The following is a 19,382-nucleotide window of genomic DNA, read 5'->3' on the forward strand; positions in this document are numbered from 1 at the left end:
TTAGGCCGTGGTGCGCCCCCGCACGCCCGGCCCCCGATCGTCGAGGAAGGACGATCATGTTCTCGAAATCCCGGCGCTGGTCCCGGGCCCTCGTGGCGGCGCTCACCGCCGCCACGAGCGTGACCCTGGCCGTTGCCGCACCGTCCACCGCGCAGGCTGCGGTGATCCCCGCCTCCGACTACCAGCAGGTCAAGCTCGCCACCGGCTCGGCCGAGCTGGGTGAGGCCATGTCCCTGGCCGTCCTGCCCAACCGCTCGGTCCTGCACACCGCCCGCAACGGCGTCCTGCGGATCACCGACGTGGCCGGCAACACCAAGACCTCCGGCACCCTGTCGGTCTACACGCACGACGAGGAGGGGTTGCAAGGCGTCGCCGTCGACCCCAACTTCGCCAGCAACCGGTGGATCTACCTGTACTACTCGCCCACGTTGAGCACCCCGTCCGGGGACGCCCCGACCACCGGCTCGCAGTCCGACTGGGACCGGTGGAAGGGACACCTGCGGCTGTCCCGGTTCACCCTCAACTCCGACGACACGCTCAACCTGGGCAGCGAGAAGATCGTGCTCCAGGTCGCCAACGACCGTGGTCAGTGCTGCCACGTCGGCGGTGACCTGGACTTCGACGCCGCCGGCAACCTGTACCTGACCACCGGCGACGACACCAACCCGTTCGAGTCGTCCGGCTACGCGCCGCTGGACGAGCGGACCAACCGCAACCCGCAGTTCGACGCCCAGCGCACCTCGGCGAACACCAACGACCTGCGGGGCAAGGTGCTGCGGATCAAGCCGCAGACCGACGGCACGTACACCATCCCGTCGGGCAACCTGTTCGCGCCCGGCACGGCCAACACCCGTCCGGAGATCTACGCGATGGGTTTGCGCAACCCGTTCCGGATGAGCGTCGACAAGGCCACGGGTGTCGTCTACCTCGGCGACTACGGCCCCGACGCCGGGTCCACGAACTCCAGCCGGGGCCCCCAGGGTCAGGTCGAGTTCAACCGCATCGCCTCGCCGGGCAACTACGGCTGGCCGTACTGCACCGGCGCCAACACCAGCACCGAAACATACAATGAATACACCTTCCCGTCCGGGCCGTCGCAGTCGAAGTACAACTGCACCGGCGGGCCGACCAACAACTCGTTCCGCAACACCGGGCTCGGCACGCTGCCCGCGGCGAGGCCGGCCTGGATCAAGTACGCGGGCGACTCCGGTTCGCCCTCGGAGTTCGGCAGCGGCTCGGAGTCGCCGATGGGCGGCCCGGTCTACCGCTACGACGCGTCGCTGAACTCCAGCATCAAGTTCCCGCAGTCGCTCAACGGTCAGTTCTTCGCCGGTGAGTACGGCCGCCGCTGGATCAAGGCCATCGCTGTCAACTCCGACGGGTCACGCGGGGAGATCTCCAACTTCCCGTGGTCCGGCACGCAGGTCATGGACATGGCCTTCGGTCCGGACGGGGCGCTCTACGTGCTGGACTACGGCACCGGGTCGAACAACCAGGCGCTGTTCCGCATCGAGTACATCGGTGGTGGCAACCGCAACCCGATCGCTGTCGCCTCGGCGAACCCGACGTCGGGGGCCAACCCGTTGACCGTCAACTTCTCGTCGGCCGGCAGCTCGGACCCAGAAGGTGGGGCGCTGAGCTACCTGTGGACGTTCGGTGACGGCACCACGTCGACGGCGGCGAACCCGACCAAGACGTACACCACGAACGGCACGTACTCCCCCACGTTGAGGGTCACCGACCCGAATGGCCTGACCGGCACGGCGAGCCTGGTCATCACGGTGGGCAACACGGCCCCGACGGTGACGCTCACCTCGCCCGCCGACGGGCAGCTGTTCAGCTTCGGTGACACGGTGTCGTACCAGATCTCGGTGAGCGACCCGCAGGACGGCACTATCGACTGTTCCAAGGTGAGCCTGACCTACGCGCTGGGCCATGACAGCCACGCCCACCAGATCACCTCGAAGACCGGGTGCAGCGGCTCGATCACCGTGCCGACCGACGGCGAGCACGACTCGGCGGCGAACATCTACGGGGTCTTCGACGCCGCCTACACCGACAACGGCGGGCTGACCACGCACAGCATCAAGACGCTGCAACCCAAGCATCGCCAGGGTGAGCACTTCAGCGCTCAGTCCGGCGTCCAGGCCACCGACCACACCAACGCCGAGGGTGGCCGCACGGCCGGGTTCATCGAGAACAACGACTGGATCTCGTACCAGCCGTACAACCTGGCCAACGCCAACCGCATCACCGTGCGGGCGTCGTCGGCCGGCGCGGGCGGCACCATCGAGGTCCGGGCCGGGTCGGCGACCGGCACCCTGCTGGGCACCGTCACGGTGCCGGTGACCGGCAACTGGGAGACGTTCGTCGAGGCGTCCGGCACGATCAGCAACCCGCCGAGCGCGTCGACCACGCTGTACCTGGTGTTCAAGGGTGGGTCCGGCTACCTGTTCGACGTCGACGCGTTCACCTTCACCACCGGCACCGGTAGCAGCACGCCGGTGAGCACGCTGCGGGCGCAGGTCAACAGCCAGTACGTGTCGGCGGTCGGCAGCACCGCGCTGATCGCCAACAAGGCCAGCGTCGGCAGCACCGAACAGTTCGACCGGGTGGACGCCGGTAACGGCAACATCGCCCTGCGGTCACGCGCCAACGGGCTCTACGTCTCGGCCACGAACTCGGGCGCCGCAGCGTTGGTCGCCAACGCCACGTCGATCGGATCGTGGGAGACCTTCCAGCTCATCACCAACTCGGATGGGACGGTGAGCCTACGGGCCACTGTCAACAACCAGATCGTGTGCGCTGAGAACGCCGGGGCCGGATCCCTGATCGCCAACCGTACGTCGGTCGGGGCCTGGGAGAAGTTCATCCTGACCACCGGCTGACCGGCGGTGGGCCCGGCCCGGTCGGTGACGGGCCGGGCCCACCGATCCACCGGTTGTCGGCGTTGTCGGCAGTGGGTGGCGCTAGATGGGAAAGCGGCCGTGCCGCCAGTGCCAGTGTCGACCAGCCCTGAGGTGGTCGACGATCGCGCGCTGGAGCGCGGTGCGGCGGGGCAACTGGTCCAACGGGGTGCTCAGCGTGCGGAACACGAAACGCAGCACCTCGACGTCGGCGTCCGGGCCGTCCTTCTCCTCGTAGGGAACCAGCTCGAACATCTGCTGGAACCGGACGATGTTGGACCCCTCGGGTAGGTATTCCCGCAGCTGTGGGTCGAGCAGCCACGAGCCGCAGGAGAACGCGGTGTAGGGCTCGTCGGGAAAGTGGCGCGCGAAGAACGCCCGCGCCTCGTCCAGCGACGCGACGACCGCTTCCGGGGTCAACGGCCCCGCGTCGGGGACGTGCAGGCCGATGGCGGTGTCGCCGCGGTGGTGTTGCAGCCGGCCCAGCTCGTAGATGCTGCCGCGCACGTGCAGCGTCAGCCAGCTCTGCATGACGGGCCAGCCCTCACCGCGCATCCGCCGGTCGATCGCGAGGTTGCGGCCGAGGTCCGCGAGGCTCCGCCAGGACACGTCGTCGGGAACGCCGTGGTCGCGGTGGTAGCCCCGGGCGACGTCGACCAGGGCGAGGTACGCGTACACGTAGAGATGCCGCCAGGCGGGACCCCGCTCGCGGGGCAACTCCGGACCGGGCGACAGCCAACCGTGGCCTCCGAGGTCGGCGTGGACCAGGGCGATCGACCGGTCGAGCAGCCAGCGCAGCTCGGGCGTCCAGAGTGGCGAGGACGGGTCCGGCCAGCCCTGCATGACCTCGGCGGCGTCGTCCGGCCGTACCGCGAGCCGATCGAGCAGCTCAGGAGCGTCGGCCCTGGCGGGCAGTGGAACAGACGGTCGATCGCCGGCGAGCTGCGCGACGCGTTCGACCTCCTCGACGGGCACTGCGAGCCGAGCGGCGATGTCGTGCAGATCCACGCCGACGACCCTACCGGCGTTCGGTCCTCCGGTGGGTGCCCGCGATGTCGGTCGGCGCCTGCGACGTCAGGAGTCGGCGGGCACTTCGGTGTCGAGTTGCCCGATCATCGGTGCCAGAAGCTCGTTGAGCTCCCGGGTCAGCACCACTACCGCCCGACGCGCCGCGGTGGTGACGTCGTCGTCCGGCCCGGTGGGTGTCGGCGGCAGGTCGTCGAGCGGCAGCGGCGCCTCCACCTGGAGCAGCGCGCGCAGATGCGGACTACGCGTCTGGTCCTGCTCGGTGGGGGTGGTGAACTGGCCGAACAGCTGCGGCCAGTCCCGCCAGCCGCGGTCGCGTTGCCACTGCTTGGTCCAGGTCAGCTCAGCGGGCCAGCGGGAGGCCACAGTGACCGCGCAGATCATGCTGCCGTCCCAGGGGCTGCGGGCGCAGGTCGCCGAGATGATCCGCCGGTGCCAGCGGACGAAGCCCGGCGACAGCTCGGTGGCCAGCCGCCAGGCCGTCGCCGCGAATGCCACGGGCGCGAAGTCACCCCAGGTCTCGTCGAACTCGCCGATCCGACGGAGCACCTCCGCCTCGTACCGGCCGCGCCCGTCGCTGCCGTGCTCGCGGTCGAACTGCTCGTCCAGCCAGAAGGCGCGCGGTTCCGGCATCCTCGTCCCCGTTTCCCGACGATGGTGTTCAGCACGTCGAACCTATGCCATACGCCGGGCGCGGACGGTGTCCTCGCCGCCACTACCCCACGAGAACGCAGAACGGGTGACCGGCCGGGTCGGCGTACACGCGCAGCGGCTCGTCGGGATCCTCGATGCGGTCGTAGCGCAGCCGGCCACCGAGGCGCAGGACGCGCTCGTGCTGCACCAGCAGCTCCTCGACGGACTCCACGGTCAGGTCCAGGTGCAGCTGCTGAGGCACGTCGTTCTTCGGCCAGGTCGTTTCCGGCAGGTGATCCACCTGCTGAAACGCGAGCTGGGTGCTGCCGTCGGGGGACCTCAGGACCAGCCAGTCACGACCGCGCTCGTCGGCCTGACCGGCCGCCGGTGGCTCGTCGCCGGGCCGGTAGACGTAGCCGAGCAGGTGTCGGTAGAACTCGGCCAGCACCCGAGCGTCGGTGCCGTCCAGCACCACCGAACCCAATCGGGGAACGCTCTCCTGATCGCCCATCCTCGATCACCTCCAGGCGCCCATTGTCGTCGCACCTCGCTCTGGTCGCACCTCGCGGCGCTGCCGTACCGGCGCGTTTCGCAGTCAAGCACCCGTCACTGAACGCATACGACACGACCACTGTGGATCGAACACGGACACCTAGCGTGGACGGCGCGACGTCGGAGCGGACCGTCTCCGGCCGCCATCCCCGGGAGGTCACGTGCGCAGGAAACTCGGATTCGCCTCGGTGGGCATCATGCTGCTGGCCAGCGTCACCGTCGTGCAGGCCCCGGCCCAGGCCGGCACCGCCGCGCCGAACGGATCCGCGACGGTGGCCGAAGGGCGCGCCACCGTCGACGGACGGCCGTCGACCGACGCGGACACCGCGGCGGCCGTGGGCAACGCCTACTGGACGCCCGAACGTATGCGAGCGGCACGACCCGCTCCCCTGCCGGACGGGGTCGACGCCCCCGACGGGGAGGCTGCCGACCGCCCCGGCCGCGTCGGTGCGCCGCGCGACGTCGCCGAGCCGGCGGCCCCACGGTCGCCGGCCGCCGGTCTGGGCGTGACCGCCAGGGGCACGAGCCAGGCAACCCAGGCGGTGAACGCCTCACCCGGGGTCGGTCGAGTCTTCTTCCGGCACAACAACGAGGACTTCTTCTGCTCCGGCGCGACAGTGAACAACCCGCAGGCGAATCTGGTCTCCACCGCCGGTCACTGCGTACACCCCGGTGACGGCGGATCGGTCTGGTACGACAACTGGGCGTACGCGCCGGAGTTCACCAACGGCGTCGCGGTGCACGGCCTCTGGTTCCCCAAGGAGTTCACCTCGGTCGAGGGTTGGGTCGACTGGGGCTTCCTCTGGTGGGACTTCGCCTTCGTCACCATGCACCCGCGGGGCGGCAAGCGGCTCGTGCACGTCACCGGCGGGCAGGGGCTCAGCGTCAACCAGTCCAAGAAGCTCTCGGTGTTGCTGCTGGGTTACCCGGCAGAGCCGCCGTACGACGGCGAGTCGCAGTACTACGACCAGGGCACCACCAAGGCCGCCGGGGCGCAGCGGATCAAGCTGAAGGACTGCCCGCTCACCCGGGGCGCCAGCGGTGGCCCGTTCCTGCGAGCGTGGGACAACGACCTCCGGTTCGGGTTCGTCAACTCGGTGATGTCGTACAAGTTCTCCGGCAACATGTACGGCCCCTACTTCGACGACGACGTCCTGGACATCTACAACGTGGCGAAGAACAAGCAGTGACCGACGCTGCGCCGGCGGCGGTCGTGGGTTGACAAGGACAGGCCTCCAGAGTGGACGATGGGGCGTGCGGATTCTCGTGGTGGGTGGCAGCGGCCTGATCGGTGCTCATGTGGTGGAGGTGCTGCGTGAGCGCGGTCACGCCACGACCGCTGTGGCGCGTACCTCCCATCCGGGGGTCGACCATCTGCTGGACGTCGGGTCCGCCTCGACGGAGGAGCTGCGGTCGTTGCTCGCCGGTCACGACGGCGTCGTGTACGCCACCCGGACCGACGAGCAGCGGCCGCTGCCCAAGCCGATCTACCCGCAGTTCCGCCGCGACAACGTCGACCCGGTGGTACGCCTGTTCACCGCCGCCCGCGCGGAGGGCCTCACCCGTGGGGTGGTGATGGGCTCGTACTACACCTACTTCGACAGGTTGCATCCGCAGTGGCGGCTCCCCGAGCGGCACACGTACATCCGGTGCCGTGTCGAGCAGGCCCGGGAGGGACGGGCGGCGGCCGGTCCGGATCTGCCGGTCGCCGTCCTGGAACTGCCCTTCGTCTTCGGTCGGGCCGGCGACCGGCTGCCGAACTGGGCCGGTCCGCTGGACCGGTGGGCGCGCTCGCGTACACCTCTGGTCGCACCGACCGGCGGAAGCGCCGCGGCCTCGGCGCGCAGCGTGGCCGAGGTCGCGGCCGACGCTCTGGAGCAGGCCAGCGGTGCGGACATTCCGGTCGCCGACGAGAACCTCACCTGGTCCGACATGCTCGCGCGCATCGCCGAGGCGGTCGGTCGACGCCGCCGGGTCGCCCGGTTGCCGGCCGGCGCGGCACGAGCCGCCCTGCGTCTCGGCGGCGCGTTGCAGGGCCTCGGGGGCAAGGAGTCGGGGGTCAACCCCACCTACGTCGCCGACCTCCTGCTCACCGACCTGTTCATCGAGCCGACGACCGGCCGGTCGCTGGACGTCGCGCTACGCGAGACCTTCGCTAGCTGTCCGACGCCGGCGGTCGAGCGAGGTACGCCGTCTTGACGTCGGGTGCGAACCCGCAGGCGCGGTAGAACGCGTGGGTGGCGGGAGTGCGCGAGCCCGTCATCAGCATCGCCTTGTAGCAGCCCGCGTCCCACGCGGCCTGGAGCGTGCCGGCCATGATCTGCCGACCCAGACCGGTGCCCCGCCGGGATTCCTCGACGACCACGTTCTCGATGACGGCGTACGGCGACGCCGACCGGCTGAGGTTGGGGATCACGTTGAGGTACGTCGTGGCAACGACGACCCCGTCCAGGTCGAGGACGAAGAGACTCAGCCCGGGTGTGTCGAGGATCCGTTGGTAGGCCGCCACGTCCGAGCCGTCGTCCAGCACCGGATCGTCCGGGTTGAGCTGCCGGTAGAGGTGGATGATCTGCGCGAAGTCGTCGGGCCCTGCCGCACGGAACATGCCCTGAGCCTAACCAGAGCCCCCACCGCGGCCGGTGCGGGGCGTCAGCGCGCGGCGATCTCGACGAACTCCCGCACCAGCGGTGACCGGTTGTCCTCGGCCCAGGCCAGACACACCTGGTTGGGCCCGAGGTCGTCGACCGGCACGTGGACGACGCCCGGCCTGGTGTAGAACGTCGCGGTCGACAGCGGCAGGATCACCACACCGGCGTACGCGGCGACGTGTTCCAGCTTCTCCTCGACGGAGTTCAGCTCGGGCCGGGGGCGGGGGTCGGAGTCGATCGGACGGTTCGGCAGGTCCCGCCACTCGGGCACCGCGTCCGGGTCCTGGAGCAGGCGCTCCTCGACCAGCTCGGTGAGGTCGACCGACTCCTTACCCGCCAGCCGGTGTTCGTCGGGCAGGACCACGACACGGGGTTCGGTGAACAGCGGGCGTAGGCGCAGACCACGTTGGTCGACCGGAAGCCGTACGTAGCTGACGTCGGCGCGCCCCTCGCGGACCACCTCGGCCTGGTCCTCCCAGGAGGTGCGGACGACACCGACGGCCAGGTCGGGGTGCAGCTGGGCGATGGCGCGGGCCTCGGCGGTGACGATGATGCCCGGCATGAACGCGATGGTGAACGTCTGCCGGCCGTGCGCCGCGCGCTGCACCCGCCGACGCAGCGCGTCGGCCGAGGCGAGCAGCGGACCGGCATCGGCCAACAGTTGCCGGCCGGCCTCGGTCAGCACTGTGGAGCGGCGATCCCGGACGAAGAGCTCGGCGCGGAGTTCGTGTTCGAACGCCCGGATCTGCCGCGACAGGACCGGCTGGGCGATGTGCAACCGCGCGGCGGCGCGGCCGAAGTGCAACTCCTCCGCGACCGCGACGAAGTAGCGGAGCTTGCGCAGATCGACGTCCATCGGACCCCCCGTCCGCCTCGCACGCGCCTGACCCACCCCACGATACCCGTCGGGTATCACAGCAGGTGAAAGAGGTCTTGGACGCGAGCACGGGCACCGACGCACGGTGGTAACCGTCAGCGAAACACGATCCGGAAGGACCCGATCATGACCCTCACCGACCAGCGCGTCGTCGTCCTCGGCGGAACCTCGGGAATCGGGCTCGCCACCGCCACCCGGGCCGCCCACGAGGGCGCTCAGGTCGTGGTCGCCTCCCGCAACCAGCGCAGCGTGGACCGCGCCCTCGCCGTCCTGCCGACCGGCACCCAGGGGTACGTCGCGGACCTCACCAACCCCACCGACGTGTCCCGCCTGTTCCAGGGGCTCGGCCCGTTCGACCACCTCGTCTTCACCGCCGGCGAACCGCTCGCGCTGATGTCCGTCGACGCCCTCGACCTCGCCGCCGCCCGCACCGCCTTCGACCTGCGCTACTTCGGCTCGCTGGCGGCTGTCAACGCGGCACTGCCGTACCTGCGACCCGGCGGGTCGATCACCCTCACCACCGGCACCGCCAACCACCGGCCGAACGCGGGCTGGTCGGTGGCGTCCAGCATCACCGGGGCGATCGACGCGCTGGTCCGTTCGCTCGCTGTCGAACTCGCCCCGATCCGGGTCAACGCCGTCTCCGCCGGCGTCATCCGCTCACCGCTGTGGGACTCGCTGCCCGAGGACACCCGAGAGCAGATGTACGCCCAGCTCAGCGCGTCACTGCCACTCGGTCGGGTGGGCGAACCCGAGGAGGTCGCCGAGGCGTTCACCTACCTCCTCCGGTCGACCTACGCCACCGGCACGATCGTGACCGTGGACGGCGGCACGCTCCTCGCCTGACCCGCGACAGGCGGATCTTGACGCCGGAGCCGGCGTCGAGATCCGCGCTCGTGAGGCCCCTACGTCCCGGAAGTTGTGGTTTCCGCACGACTGCGGCGGCTCTCAGCGAAGCTCTTCGGCCAGCCCGACGACGATGCCCTCGGGGCCGCGGACGTAGCAGAGCAGGAAGATGTCCCCGTACCGCTCCACCTCCCCGACGAGTTCGGCCCCGTGGCCGCGCAGACGGGCGATCGTGTCCTCGACGTCGTCGACGGCGAACATGATGCGACGGATGCCCAGTGTGTTCGCCGGCGCATCCCTCGGCTCGGCGCTGATCGCCTTCGGCGTGTGGAACATCGCCAGCTCGACCTTGCCGTGACCGTCCGGGGTCCGCAGGATCGCGACCTCCTGCCGCACGTCGTCCACAGCGATGACCCGCTCCACCCACCGCCCTTCGACCGGACCTCTCCCCTCCACCTCCATGCCGAGCTCGACGAAGAACGCAATGACAGCGTCGAGGTCTTCGACCACGATGAGGACGTTGTCCATCCGCTGGATCGCCATGCTGGAACTCCTCGGGTGCGGTGCGGTCACGGTCGCCGCGTTCTCCCGGGGGACGGAGCCGCTTGGCCGTTCTCGACATCCGGAGCAGCCGGTCCGTCGCGTCGTCGCGGGCTAGCCGTCCGCGCGGCTCTTCGGAGGTACGAGGGTTTTCAGCAAACCAGTCTCCACGTCGTACTCGTAACCGGATATTTTGATCTTGGCCGACACCAACGGGGCATCGATGAGCTTCCGCACGTCGGCGGGCACGGTCTGGGCCGGATCGAAGACGGCCTGCTCGGCAAGAGCGACGTCGTCGCCGCCCCGCTCGGCGAACCCTCTCAGCAGCGCATCATCGTCCAGGCCCCGGCCGCAACCCGTGTGGTGCACGACGGCCAGATCGAACCAGTCGGCGTCCGGCGCCTTGACCTCGTGCAGGTAACTGATCCACGCCAGATCCTGGATCACGGCTGGAGTGACCCGGCCACCCAGGGTGCGGGCGACGACGGCGTCACCGAGCGCCAGACCGAAGATGAAGGCCGGGTCGACTCGCGGGTCGAGACAGGTGATGACGTACAGCTGCTGGTTGGGGACGAAGGGAATTACCGGGACGCGATCCTTGGCGTCCGTAGCAGCGAAACGGACGTTGCGCTGTAGCAGGTCGTCGATGGTGCCCATTTGCGGAGCCTAAGCGAGGCGCCTCGCCCTCCGGCCCGGAACGCTGCGGTCGGGCCGCTACGGGGTGAGGACGATTCGCCCGAAGACCTGGCCGGCGTCCATCTTCTGGTGGGCCGCAGCCGCCTGCGGCAACGGCAGCACCTCGTGCACCACGGCGACCAGTTCGCCACGGGTCGCGGCGGTGAACTGCTCGCGTCGCACGGCCTGGCGGGCGGATTCCGGCACCGTCGCGGCGCTGAAGGTGGCGAACGACATCGACTTCTGGAATGCCGTCATCAGCCTCGCGCCGAAGTCCGCTGGCGGCTGGCCTCCGACCGCGCCGACGACCACGAGGCGGCCGTTGGGGTTGAGCCTGTCGAAGAACGCGGGCATGCCGTCGCCGGCGACGACGTCGATGATCACGTCGTAGGCGGAGGGGTCGGCGGGGCCTCCCGTACCCGAACGATCCAGCACGTGGGTGGCGCCGAGGCTGCGCAGCCGCCGACCACGCTCGGGCGACGAGGTGGTGACCGCGACGGCACCGGCGCCACGGCGGCTCGCGACCTGCACCGCCATGATCCCGATGCTGCCGGCCGCACCGCGTACCAGCACGGACTCCCCGGCCGAGAAGTGCGCGTGGGCGAGACCGAAGTGGGCCACGATCCCGGAGCTGCCGAGCGTCACGGCATCGACGACGGAGAGGCCCGCCGGGACGGGCAGGACCTCCGAGATCGGCGCTGTTGCCTGTTCGGCGTACCCACCGCCGGTACCGGTGAACGCCCATACCCGCTGCCCGATCCACGCCGGGTCGACGTCCTCGCCGACCTCGGTCACCGTCCCCGCCACCTCGCCGCCGAGGACGTGCCCCTCTCGGAAGCCGTAGGCGGCGAGAGCACCGCTTCGGATCATGACGTCGGCACCCGCCACACCGACCGCCTCGACGGTGATCAAGACCTGTGCCGAAGCCGGAACCGGGTCAGGGATGTCGGTCACCACCAACCCGCGAGGATCGCCGAACTCCCTGATGGTGACTGCCTTCACTGGTGTGCCTCTTCTCGACCTGAATCGCCTGGTGATCAGCACGAACGGTAGTGGACGCCTGCGTCCGTTTAGCTAAAGTGAGAGCGTGACCGAGCATGTGACTCGAAACCTGCGGTCGGACGCGCTGGACAACCGCCAGCGCATCCTCGAAGCCGCCCGGACGATCTTCGCCACCGACGGCATGGACGTGCCGATGCGCGAGATAGCCCGCAGGGCAGGAGTCGGCCCCGCCACCCTCTACCGCCGCTTTCCCACCAAGCAGGCGTTGGCTACCGAGGCGTTCGCCGAGCAGATGGACGCGTGCCACGTCATCGTCGACGAAGGGCTCGCCGACCCGGACCCGTGGCATGGCCTGTGCCTGGTGATCGAGAAGCTCTGCGAGCTGCACGCCCGGGACCGTGGCTACACCACCGCGTTCACGACGGCCTTTCCGCACGCCGTGGATCTCGCCGCGAAGCGCGAAGCGGCGCTCGCCTCACTCGCCGAACTGAGCCGTCGCGCCAAGAGCACCGGCCACCTGCGGTCCGACTTCGTCCTGGACGACCTCATCCTCATCCTGATGGCCAACGGCGGTTTGCACGCCACCTCGACGCACGCCCGGGTGGCCGCCTCCCGCCGGTTCGCCGCGCTCGCCATCCAGGCGTTTCGCGCCTGATCGATGCCGCGCCCTCCTGGTGGGGTTCCGGCGACACCAGCGCTCAGCTCAGTGACTCGGGTTCAACGGCCGTCCGGCAGGTCCGACGAGGTGGAGGCACCACTCCCCTCCTCCTCGATACGGCGCTGGTCGGCCAGGTAGTCGGCCAGCCGCGGATCGGCTTGGAGCGCATCGCCCCGCAGGTAGCTCGCGACGGCCAGCCGAGTGGCCTGGCGCTGGAGGTACTCCAGGGCGTCGACCCTGCCTCTGCCGTACCGGCGCAGAACCGCGATCACCTCTTCGGCGTCAACAGTGAAGTCGTCGAGGGAGAGCAAGGAGTACGTCCGCCGCCCGTCGTGTCTGCCGGCCGACCGTCCCCGCAGCCGGACACCGGGAGCCAGGCGAAGCTCCAGGCGCCCCCTGTCCCAGTTCTCCCCAACCTTCACCACCGCAAGCGACTCGACCGACTCCCAGGGCAGTCGCGTCGTGAACCCCCGCAGGCGGAGCGTCAGCCCAGCGGCGTCCACCTCGATCAGGAAGGGCCACAGAAGTGCGAGCAGAGCAATGAGGGAGAGAACGACAGTGACTGCGCCCAACAACCCGTACAGCGGCGCCTTGTTGTGGAAATGGTGGCCGGGATCAGCCAATGCCGCACGCGCCGCCCAGACGACCCCCGCGCCGAACACAGCGAGACCGATCCGGCGGCGCCGCACCTTGGCGGTGTTCCGCAACAGCCGCTCGCGCCCCTTCACTCGCCCATGATGCAGCTCGCCGGCAAGTCCAGTTCCCCCGCCCGGGAGGACGACCCGGTCCCGGCGCGTCTGTCAGCGCCGAGCCGACCAGTCCGTCGTCTCCAGAACGGGGTGACGCTCGATGGCATCGATCAGCGAAACAGATCCGCTGACCTTGCTGCCCTGCAGGTCGTAGTCCGTCCACACCATCCAGGACCGATCCACGGGCCACAGATTCGTCGGTGAGAACCCGTAGCGTCCTCCGCGCTCCGCGATCAGGCCGGGCACTGCCGACAACGGGCCGCGCCACACGTGGAGCTTGTCGAAATCCCCGGTGGGCACGGATGCGTAGAAGGCGACGCACTCCGTGCCAGGGCCGGCGACCGAGTGCTGGCTCAGGGCGTCAAGCAGGGCATCGAGGCTCTCCTCGTCGAGAGAACCCTCAGGTGGTGGCTGGATGTCAGCGGGCCAACTGCTGTGGGGAAACCAGCTGTAGCTTGGCGGGAGGGTCCGATCCCGTTCCGGCTCCGCCCCTCGGGCCAGGTACGTCGACCAGAGCACCCGTTGCCAGGGGCCACCGGGCCGGGACACGTAACCCAACGGTATGCCGGTCTCGGTCGTGTCCTCGTCGAGGTTGATGCCACCGACGACCAGCGGCGCAAGGTCTCCGGCGTCGAGCCCGCGGCGAAGGATGTCGTCGTGCGTGCCCAGACGCGCGAGGCCAGGGTTCTCGTACATCGCATGGAGGATCCAGGTCGACGACTCCCACCCGACCGGGTTGTAGCCGGTGAGCGCCTCGTGATCAGGGCGGTCTGCGAGCCAGGTCAACAAGCTGGCGGGGTCCTCGACCCGTTCCATGGACACAGTCGCCATTGTCCGTACCGGTGCTGGGTCCGATCAACGAGGTCGACCACCGGACCCGCGCGCTACCACCGCCGATGCCATTCGAGGTGCCCCCGGTGCGCCACCGTCGGGGCATCCCCGCGCTCGACGTACAGCACCTCATCCTCGACCCATCAGACGTCGCCGGCGCGAAGGAGGACCGGCGCTTCCAAGGTCAGAGCAAGGCGACAGCCGTCAGAGCTGCTGGGCAAGCCCTCCAGGTCGTCCACCAACTCCGCTCGGCCTGCGGTGACGGGCTCGGTCTTCACGCCACCATCCTGCCGTGCTGCCAGCCGTCGCAGGCCTTCCGCCGTTCATCGACCGCTGGGACCATCGTCCGATGAACGAGCGGCCTCCAGTCACGAGGGCACCTGACGACCCCGCCAGTCGACTGGGCGCCTCTCGGTCGATCGTGCCCCTCGCCACCGCCCTCCGGCGATGGGCCATCGGCCTGGCCATCGGGACTCTCCTCGTCCTGGCCCTGTCATGGTTCTACTCCGAGGGCTTCTTCGCGATCCTCAGCGCGTTGGGCTTCGTCCACCACCAGGGTGACCGACGCTCGGGCTGGGCTGTCGCCGCAGCCTGGCTGACCGCAATGCCGGTGGCATTGATTGCTGCCTGGATGTTGCAGGGCTGGCTGCCCCAACCGTGGGACGGCATCCTGTGCGCCGGAATCGGGTCCCTCCTCGGGACCGTCAGTTACGCGGCCGTGACCCGGGCCGGCCACCGGACGCCGCAGCCCGGGCCCTGACAGCAGCTCGCGCCGACCGTCACACCGCCGCCGGTGGCGACAACCGCATTTTCTGCCAGTTGCGGAACACGAAGCGGTGTACCGACTTCAACCCGACCCACAGGGCCGGATACAGAGCCGCACGGCCGAACCCGCGCACCGTGACCGTCGTCGTCCGGGTGACCCGGGTGCCGCGCGCTGTCGGGGCCAACTCGAACACATCCCCGAGCTGGTCGACGAAGCGGTGGAAGCCCAGGTCCGTCGACTCCATGTGGAACGCCAACCGGGCCGGCGGTTCCCACGTCGTGATCCGCTGCCGCACCACACCCTGCTGCGACACACACTGCCGGGCGGCGCCCACCTCACCCGGGCCGTCCGGCAGGCGACACGTCGTCGGCCGGGGCGTACCCAGATAGAAGACCGGACACCGGGGCTGTAACTCCAGGCGCGAGTCGCACAGCGCCGGCCACAACACCTCCGGAGGGTGGGGCATCATCCAGCGCGTACGCACGATCATGCCGGTAACGGTAGCCCTGGCATCGACAGCGCACTGTCCGGTGGAGGGACTACCTGGCGTTGTCTCGGTCACCTGTGGCCGAGGGCGCTAGCTTCCTCCGATGAGCTACGACATGGTCGTCCAGCGGTTCGAGCAGGGCGAGGCGGCGCCGATGGAGGGAAAGGCGTTCCTGGCCGTCTTCGAGCCTCACGTCGACCTAAGGGAACCTCAATACCGCTACTGGCATATCAGCGCCGACGAGGGCGGCACGGCAGACGTCTACGCCGCACTCGCCGGCGGCACTCTTGACAGTCTCATGATCAGCCGATTCTCCGCCGGCTCCATTCTCGACACGCTCGTCAGGTACATCGGGCTCGCCGATGCCGTCGTGCTTCCACCTGGCTGCCCCACTCTGCCCGCGCACGAAGGGCAGAGGCAGCATCTTCCCGAGGAACTTCGCGCCGACGCCGTGGTCGTCACAGCAGGCGCCGACGCGGAGCGCGTCCTGCGGAGCTGCTAGGCGATGTGCAGCGGATCTGATAGCTCCTACCGGAATCGCAACCAGATGCCGCGGCCGAAGCTGACCCGGCTGGCTCCTTCAGCGGAGGGGCAGGGAAGGATCCGCATCGTGATCTCTCTACCTCAGCCTGAGGACCTCACGTCGCTGGTGCTCCGTACGGACTTCACCAACGACACCGCCTGGGCATCCGTGAAGGCGGCCTTACGCACCTGGAAGGGCGCCGACGCCGCCACCTTCGTCAGCGACCCGACGTACGCAGGCGTGAGCCCTCAAGAGCTGGTCGACGCGGACAACGCGGCGAGCAACGACGACAAGCTCACGTACCTCTTCCTTGCCGACGCGACAACGATGGCCGACGTCGAGCGCCCGCTGCTCGCACTCGACCTGGCGGACGAGCCCGGCCGCACCTTCCGGGTGCCACCCCGTTGGTACGCGGATGTCTCGACGAACCTCGCCATCGCGAACATGGACTTCTCCGAGTTCGCCGACGCCGTCGACGAGTCTGGCACGTACCGGGGCTTCAACGGAGACTGACGTCTGGGACCTCGTTGCAAAGCGTGGATTGGAGCCCATCCCTCCGGGTCGTGCCCCATGCCGCGCCGGTTCCCGCTCGTACGGCCCAGACCTGGTCGTCGTCGACTGCTCGCCGACGCCGCTCTTTTGCAAGCTCTGAGGCGACGGCCAAGTCCGCCGACGTCCTACCCGAACGTCACCCAGCTAGATCGAGCTGTCCTCCACCTTGCTGAGCATCACGTCAATGTCGCCGGTCCGGATCATTTCCTCCAGGGCCGCCACCATTGCCTCGACGCCGGGTCTCGGAATGATGACCAGGTCGGAGCACCAGAAGTAGTGACCGCCGCCCGCCTCCCCGGTCTTAGCCCACCTTCGCAGGAGCCGGCCGATCTCAACCGTCGTCATGAAGGTGGCGTAGCGATGGGTGCCGTCGGCGAGGTAGACGTGAGCATCGATGTTGTCCGCCGTCGCAGGGTCGTCCCCCTCGCCGGACATGAAGCTGACACGAGCGCCCTCGACGACGCGGTCCCATTCCACCGTCTGGCTCACGGCAACCATCATCGCAGCCTCGGACGCTCGGCGTGGGGATCGGATTGGTCACGTGGTGAGCGGTCGTGCCGACTGGTTGTAGCCTCGGCCGTTGTGACCTGGCTGCCTGAGGACTTCGTCCACCCCATCTACGTGCCCGTGCCCAGTACCGCGCTTCACCTGCGGCCGATCCGGGAGGCGGACACCGCGATCGACTACCCCGCCGTGATGGGCTCCCGGGATCGCCTGTGGGAGATCTTCGGGCCGGCCTGGGGTTGGCCATCGGAGACGATGACCTACGAAGAGGACCGCATCGACTTGCTGCGGCATGAGAAGGAGATAGCCGCGCACCTGTCGTTCAACTACGCGCTGCTGGACGACAAAGAGACGGCCATTTTCGGCTGCGTCTACATCGACCCGCCTGAGCGCACCGGCTCGGACGGAGAGGTCTCCTGGTGGGTGGTGGACGACCTCGTCGGCGGCGAGGTGGAACACGCGCTCGACGCGCTGGTGCCGCAGTGGATCGCCGCTGACTGGCCCTTCCAGCAGCCCCGCTATCTGGGCCGCGACATGTCCTGGCAGGACTGGATCGCGCTGCCGCCTGCCTCGTGACACGGCGGCTGCCATCCCGATGCTCCCGTGGATGTCAACCCCGCGAACCCCGAAACTGCACGCTTCGGGTACGCGACAGAAAATTGCCTCGCTGATCTAATCTCGCGTTATGACGCGTGCACGCCGCCAGAGCCTGTTCGCGCTCCTGGGCGGGACGCTCTGGCTCGCAGCGGGCATCGGGCTGTTGCTCCGCTGGCACGGCCTGGGAGTTTGGCTGCTTACGGGAGCATCTCTGCTCGCCCTTCACTGGTCGCGTGGGTCTCGCGGTCCTGAGGTGGAACCGACCCAGGAGGAGCCACATTCGACGGACAAGGCACTCGGCTGATGGCGTCAGTGATCCAGGCCGTGGGCCTCGTCGGTGTTGCTGGGGTCCTGGTCGCCGTGGTGGTCCTCGCGCTGATCTCCTTCTGGAAATCACGGCATCGCCACGCAGACGATGATGCCGGGGACTTCCCGTTCAGCCCTCCACTGCATGGGGGCAGCGGTGGTGACACAGGTGATGGCAGCTGCTAGGCGTTGAGCCAGGGCGGCTTCGGAGCGCAGCCAGTCAGGGCAGCCCGGAGCCCGGCCGCCCCGAGGCCGGGTGCTCAGCGCCTGGTCTCGTACCTGGTCAGAACCACGCCGCCAGGGAACGTCCGGGTCTCCATCAGGGTCAGGTTCACCCAGCTGTCCAGTGTCGCGAAGAACGGCGTGCCGCCACCCACCAGGACCGGATGGGTGACGACCGCGTACTCATCGATCAGCCCGGCCCGCATGGCCGCCGCGGCGAGGGTGGCGCTGGCGATATCCAGAGGGCCGCCGTCATCGGCCTTGAGCCGGCTGATTTCGGCAACCGCGTCGCCGGTGACCACTCGGGCATTCCAGTCGACCGCGCTGGTCGTCGAGGAGAACACCACCTTCGGCATCTCCCGCCAGCGACGGGCGAACTCGACCTCCGCCGGTGTGGCACCCGGCCGCTGGTCGGCGGTCGGCCAGTGGGAGCTCATCGCCTCCCACAGTTTGCGCCCGTACAGTGCCGTGCCCGTCGCCCCCACCCGGTCGGACCACCACTGGAACAATTCGTCGCTCGGTACGCCCCAGCCCAGGTCGCCGTCCGGCGCGTTGATGTAGCCGTCCAGGCTCAGGTTCATACCGAAGGTCAGTCTCCGCATGGTGATCAGCCTCCCGTACGCGACTCCTCGCCGTACAGATCACCACGCCGTCAGAGCCGTTGACAGGCCCGGAGGCGGCACGACCATGGCTCAGCGGCTCTCCGGAGGACCTCAGGAGCAGGTCAGAGCACCCGCACCCGTCACCTGGCGTCGTATTGCAAGCTACCGTCGTCAGCGCAGCAATGCCTGGTGCCGGGGAGGCGTGGGGTGACAGAGCTTGAGGGCACCTACCGCAAACTTCTGCTGATTGATCCGCCACTACGCAGGCAGTGGCTACTCGATCGCAAGCCTGACGCGGTCAGTCCCGTGTACTGGTGGCTCGCACTGATCGACTCAGCAACCTCGGATGTACGCCGCCAGCACCGCGGATGGCCCGGCCATCGGCCCCGTGCCGACATGCCCCTAGCGGTCTTCCTGATCGACCTGGCATCAGACCACGGTTTCCCAATGGAGCTGGCGGTCGCACACTTCACCTCGCTCATCACGATCGCCCTTGATGCAGGTCAGCGAGTCCAGGAGCTACCAGCGAGCGCTCGGCCGGACACGGTCGCCAGGCGGGCTGTCGACAGCTTTGGCATAACACGGGAAGAAGCTGCTGCCCGGGCAGCGAACCTCCGCGCAACCCCGCTTACCGAGGATGATTTCGTCCAGCCAGGTGAGGACTGGCGGGCGAGATGGCAAGCACTCACAGTGACCGACGACTACCAGGACTACCACCGACTTCTCGCCATCGAGCGGATCTTGACCGACCTCGCACCCCTCGTCAGGCACATGACCGACGCCCACCTCGTCGCTGACGTCCGCGCATGGCTTCGGGTGCTGACCGAGTTGGACCCGACTCGGAGGTGATCACATCATCCAAACAAGTCCGAACGAACCG

Annotated in this window: 23 protein-coding genes; 10 read left to right on the forward strand and 13 right to left on the reverse strand. The window is 68.9% G+C overall.

What is annotated here, in order from left to right; all coding sequences use genetic code 11:
- Nucleotides 1-56 precede the first annotated feature (56 nt).
- Nucleotides 57-2,888, forward strand: coding sequence for a PQQ-dependent sugar dehydrogenase (locus tag FHU34_RS18180; RefSeq protein WP_145782050.1), 2,832 nt, complete (start codon nucleotides 57-59; stop codon nucleotides 2,886-2,888).
- A gap of 81 nt (nucleotides 2,889-2,969) precedes the next feature.
- Here the strand turns inward: FHU34_RS18180 and FHU34_RS18185 are convergent, their stop codons facing one another.
- From FHU34_RS18185 to FHU34_RS18195, 3 genes are all read right to left on the reverse strand, one after another.
- Nucleotides 2,970-3,914 (reverse strand): acyltransferase domain-containing protein, encoded by a 945-nt coding sequence (locus tag FHU34_RS18185; protein WP_145782053.1) that lies wholly within the window; start codon nucleotides 3,912-3,914, stop codon nucleotides 2,970-2,972.
- 66 nt (nucleotides 3,915-3,980) lie between these two features.
- Nucleotides 3,981-4,565, reverse strand: coding sequence for a hypothetical protein (locus FHU34_RS18190; protein WP_145782055.1), 585 nt, complete (start codon nucleotides 4,563-4,565; stop codon nucleotides 3,981-3,983).
- Nucleotides 4,566-4,647: 82 nt separating this feature from the next.
- Entirely contained in the window at nucleotides 4,648-5,076 is a 429-nt protein-coding gene (locus FHU34_RS18195; RefSeq protein WP_145782056.1) for a VOC family protein, read from the reverse strand.
- Nucleotides 5,077-5,278: 202 nt separating this feature from the next.
- On the opposite strand from FHU34_RS18195, the gene FHU34_RS18200 reads away from it, so the two are divergent.
- Nucleotides 5,279-6,307, forward strand: coding sequence for a trypsin-like serine peptidase (locus FHU34_RS18200; RefSeq protein ID WP_145782059.1), 1,029 nt, complete (start codon nucleotides 5,279-5,281; stop codon nucleotides 6,305-6,307).
- Nucleotides 6,308-6,371: 64 nt separating this feature from the next.
- Entirely contained in the window at nucleotides 6,372-7,316 is a 945-nt protein-coding gene (locus FHU34_RS18205; RefSeq protein WP_145782061.1) for an NAD-dependent epimerase/dehydratase family protein, read from the forward strand.
- Here FHU34_RS18205 and FHU34_RS18210 read toward each other — a convergent pair.
- Entirely contained in the window at nucleotides 7,273-7,722 is a 450-nt protein-coding gene (locus tag FHU34_RS18210) for a GNAT family N-acetyltransferase (protein WP_145782063.1), read from the reverse strand. The two genes, FHU34_RS18205 and FHU34_RS18210, sit on opposite strands and share 44 nt — an antisense overlap.
- A 44-nt stretch (nucleotides 7,723-7,766) precedes the next feature.
- Complete coding sequence (locus tag FHU34_RS18215; RefSeq protein ID WP_145782065.1) at nucleotides 7,767-8,621, reverse strand: LysR family transcriptional regulator; 855 nt, start codon at nucleotides 8,619-8,621, stop codon at nucleotides 7,767-7,769.
- 147 nt (nucleotides 8,622-8,768) lie between these two features.
- On the opposite strand from FHU34_RS18215, the gene FHU34_RS18220 reads away from it, so the two are divergent.
- A complete protein-coding gene (locus FHU34_RS18220; protein WP_145782067.1) occupies nucleotides 8,769-9,488 on the forward strand; it encodes an SDR family oxidoreductase in 720 nt (239 codons plus the stop codon).
- 102 nt (nucleotides 9,489-9,590) lie between these two features.
- On the opposite strand, the gene FHU34_RS18225 is transcribed toward FHU34_RS18220, so the two are convergent.
- The 3 genes from FHU34_RS18225 to FHU34_RS18235 all read right to left on the reverse strand — a co-directional run bounded on the left by FHU34_RS18225 (nucleotide 9,591) and on the right by FHU34_RS18235 (nucleotide 11,705).
- Nucleotides 9,591-10,031 carry a VOC family protein gene (locus tag FHU34_RS18225; protein ID WP_145782068.1) on the reverse strand — a complete coding sequence of 147 codons (441 nt, stop codon included), beginning with the start codon at nucleotides 10,029-10,031 and terminating at the stop codon, nucleotides 9,591-9,593.
- A gap of 111 nt (nucleotides 10,032-10,142) precedes the next feature.
- Nucleotides 10,143-10,685 carry a carbonic anhydrase gene (locus FHU34_RS18230; RefSeq protein ID WP_145782070.1) on the reverse strand — a complete coding sequence of 181 codons (543 nt, stop codon included), beginning with the start codon at nucleotides 10,683-10,685 and terminating at the stop codon, nucleotides 10,143-10,145.
- A gap of 57 nt (nucleotides 10,686-10,742) precedes the next feature.
- Nucleotides 10,743-11,705, reverse strand: a complete 963-nt coding sequence (locus tag FHU34_RS18235; protein ID WP_145782072.1) for a zinc-dependent alcohol dehydrogenase family protein — start codon at nucleotides 11,703-11,705, stop codon at nucleotides 10,743-10,745.
- 85 nt (nucleotides 11,706-11,790) lie between these two features.
- Between FHU34_RS18235 and FHU34_RS18240 the strand changes: the two genes are divergently transcribed.
- Nucleotides 11,791-12,360, forward strand: coding sequence for a TetR/AcrR family transcriptional regulator (locus tag FHU34_RS18240; RefSeq protein ID WP_145782074.1), 570 nt, complete (start codon nucleotides 11,791-11,793; stop codon nucleotides 12,358-12,360).
- A gap of 62 nt (nucleotides 12,361-12,422) precedes the next feature.
- On the opposite strand, the gene FHU34_RS18245 is transcribed toward FHU34_RS18240, so the two are convergent.
- Entirely contained in the window at nucleotides 12,423-13,091 is a 669-nt protein-coding gene (locus tag FHU34_RS18245; protein ID WP_145782077.1) for a hypothetical protein, read from the reverse strand.
- 72 nt (nucleotides 13,092-13,163) lie between these two features.
- The gene (locus tag FHU34_RS18250) at nucleotides 13,164-13,934 is read right to left on the reverse strand and encodes a hypothetical protein (RefSeq protein WP_145782079.1); all 771 of its coding nucleotides are present in this window, start codon (nucleotides 13,932-13,934) and stop codon (nucleotides 13,164-13,166) included.
- A 358-nt stretch (nucleotides 13,935-14,292) separates the two neighbouring features.
- Between FHU34_RS18250 and FHU34_RS18255 the strand changes: the two genes are divergently transcribed.
- On the forward strand, nucleotides 14,293-14,703 hold the full coding sequence (locus FHU34_RS18255; RefSeq protein WP_145782081.1) for a hypothetical protein: 411 nt from the start codon (nucleotides 14,293-14,295) through the stop codon (nucleotides 14,701-14,703).
- A gap of 19 nt (nucleotides 14,704-14,722) precedes the next feature.
- On the opposite strand, the gene FHU34_RS18260 is transcribed toward FHU34_RS18255, so the two are convergent.
- The gene (locus tag FHU34_RS18260; RefSeq protein WP_145782084.1) at nucleotides 14,723-15,199 is read right to left on the reverse strand and encodes an SRPBCC family protein; all 477 of its coding nucleotides are present in this window, start codon (nucleotides 15,197-15,199) and stop codon (nucleotides 14,723-14,725) included.
- A 100-nt stretch (nucleotides 15,200-15,299) separates the two neighbouring features.
- Between FHU34_RS18260 and FHU34_RS18265 the strand changes: the two genes are divergently transcribed.
- Together FHU34_RS18265 and FHU34_RS18270 are read left to right on the forward strand one after the other, a co-directional pair.
- Nucleotides 15,300-15,698: a hypothetical protein gene (locus FHU34_RS18265; RefSeq protein ID WP_145782086.1), complete on the forward strand. Its 399-nt coding sequence runs from the start codon at nucleotides 15,300-15,302 to the stop codon at nucleotides 15,696-15,698.
- Nucleotides 15,699-15,806: 108 nt separating this feature from the next.
- On the forward strand, nucleotides 15,807-16,232 hold the full coding sequence (locus FHU34_RS18270; protein ID WP_145782088.1) for a DUF6924 domain-containing protein: 426 nt from the start codon (nucleotides 15,807-15,809) through the stop codon (nucleotides 16,230-16,232).
- A 183-nt stretch (nucleotides 16,233-16,415) separates the two neighbouring features.
- On the opposite strand, the gene FHU34_RS18275 is transcribed toward FHU34_RS18270, so the two are convergent.
- Entirely contained in the window at nucleotides 16,416-16,760 is a 345-nt protein-coding gene (locus FHU34_RS18275) for a hypothetical protein (RefSeq protein WP_145782090.1), read from the reverse strand.
- A gap of 93 nt (nucleotides 16,761-16,853) precedes the next feature.
- On the opposite strand from FHU34_RS18275, the gene FHU34_RS18280 reads away from it, so the two are divergent.
- A complete protein-coding gene (locus FHU34_RS18280) occupies nucleotides 16,854-17,351 on the forward strand; it encodes an N-acetyltransferase (protein WP_145782092.1) in 498 nt (165 codons plus the stop codon).
- 587 nt (nucleotides 17,352-17,938) lie between these two features.
- Here FHU34_RS18280 and FHU34_RS18285 read toward each other — a convergent pair.
- Nucleotides 17,939-18,502, reverse strand: coding sequence for a dihydrofolate reductase family protein (locus FHU34_RS18285; protein WP_145782094.1), 564 nt, complete (start codon nucleotides 18,500-18,502; stop codon nucleotides 17,939-17,941).
- A 207-nt stretch (nucleotides 18,503-18,709) separates the two neighbouring features.
- On the opposite strand from FHU34_RS18285, the gene FHU34_RS18290 reads away from it, so the two are divergent.
- The gene (locus FHU34_RS18290; RefSeq protein WP_145782096.1) at nucleotides 18,710-19,351 is read left to right on the forward strand and encodes a hypothetical protein; all 642 of its coding nucleotides are present in this window, start codon (nucleotides 18,710-18,712) and stop codon (nucleotides 19,349-19,351) included.
- The last annotated feature ends 31 nt before the right edge of the window (nucleotides 19,352-19,382 follow it).

This window comes from Micromonospora taraxaci (assembly GCF_007830095.1).
In the GTDB taxonomy this organism is placed as follows: Bacteria; Actinomycetota; Actinomycetes; order Mycobacteriales; family Micromonosporaceae; genus Micromonospora; species Micromonospora taraxaci.

Bases quoted from the DNA above. Each gene is read 5' to 3' on its own strand.
- FHU34_RS18225 (WP_145782068.1), bottom strand. From the start codon at position 10,031: ATGGCGATCCAGCGGATGGACAACGTCCTCATCGTGGTCGAAGACCTC.
- FHU34_RS18210 (WP_145782063.1), bottom strand. From the start codon at position 7,722: ATGTTCCGTGCGGCAGGGCCCGACGACTTCGCGCAGATCATCCACCTC.
- FHU34_RS18265 (WP_145782086.1), top strand. From the start codon at position 15,300: ATGAGCTACGACATGGTCGTCCAGCGGTTCGAGCAGGGCGAGGCGGCG.
- FHU34_RS18285 (WP_145782094.1), bottom strand. From the start codon at position 18,502: ATGCGGAGACTGACCTTCGGTATGAACCTGAGCCTGGACGGCTACATC.
- FHU34_RS18255 (WP_145782081.1), top strand. From the start codon at position 14,293: ATGAACGAGCGGCCTCCAGTCACGAGGGCACCTGACGACCCCGCCAGT.
- FHU34_RS18215 (WP_145782065.1), bottom strand. From the start codon at position 8,621: ATGGACGTCGATCTGCGCAAGCTCCGCTACTTCGTCGCGGTCGCGGAG.
- FHU34_RS18260 (WP_145782084.1), bottom strand. From the start codon at position 15,199: ATGATCGTGCGTACGCGCTGGATGATGCCCCACCCTCCGGAGGTGTTG.
- FHU34_RS18195 (WP_145782056.1), bottom strand. From the start codon at position 5,076: ATGGGCGATCAGGAGAGCGTTCCCCGATTGGGTTCGGTGGTGCTGGAC.
- FHU34_RS18220 (WP_145782067.1), top strand. From the start codon at position 8,769: ATGACCCTCACCGACCAGCGCGTCGTCGTCCTCGGCGGAACCTCGGGA.
- FHU34_RS18190 (WP_145782055.1), bottom strand. From the start codon at position 4,565: ATGCCGGAACCGCGCGCCTTCTGGCTGGACGAGCAGTTCGACCGCGAG.
- FHU34_RS18180 (WP_145782050.1), top strand. From the start codon at position 57: ATGTTCTCGAAATCCCGGCGCTGGTCCCGGGCCCTCGTGGCGGCGCTC.
- FHU34_RS18230 (WP_145782070.1), bottom strand. From the start codon at position 10,685: ATGGGCACCATCGACGACCTGCTACAGCGCAACGTCCGTTTCGCTGCT.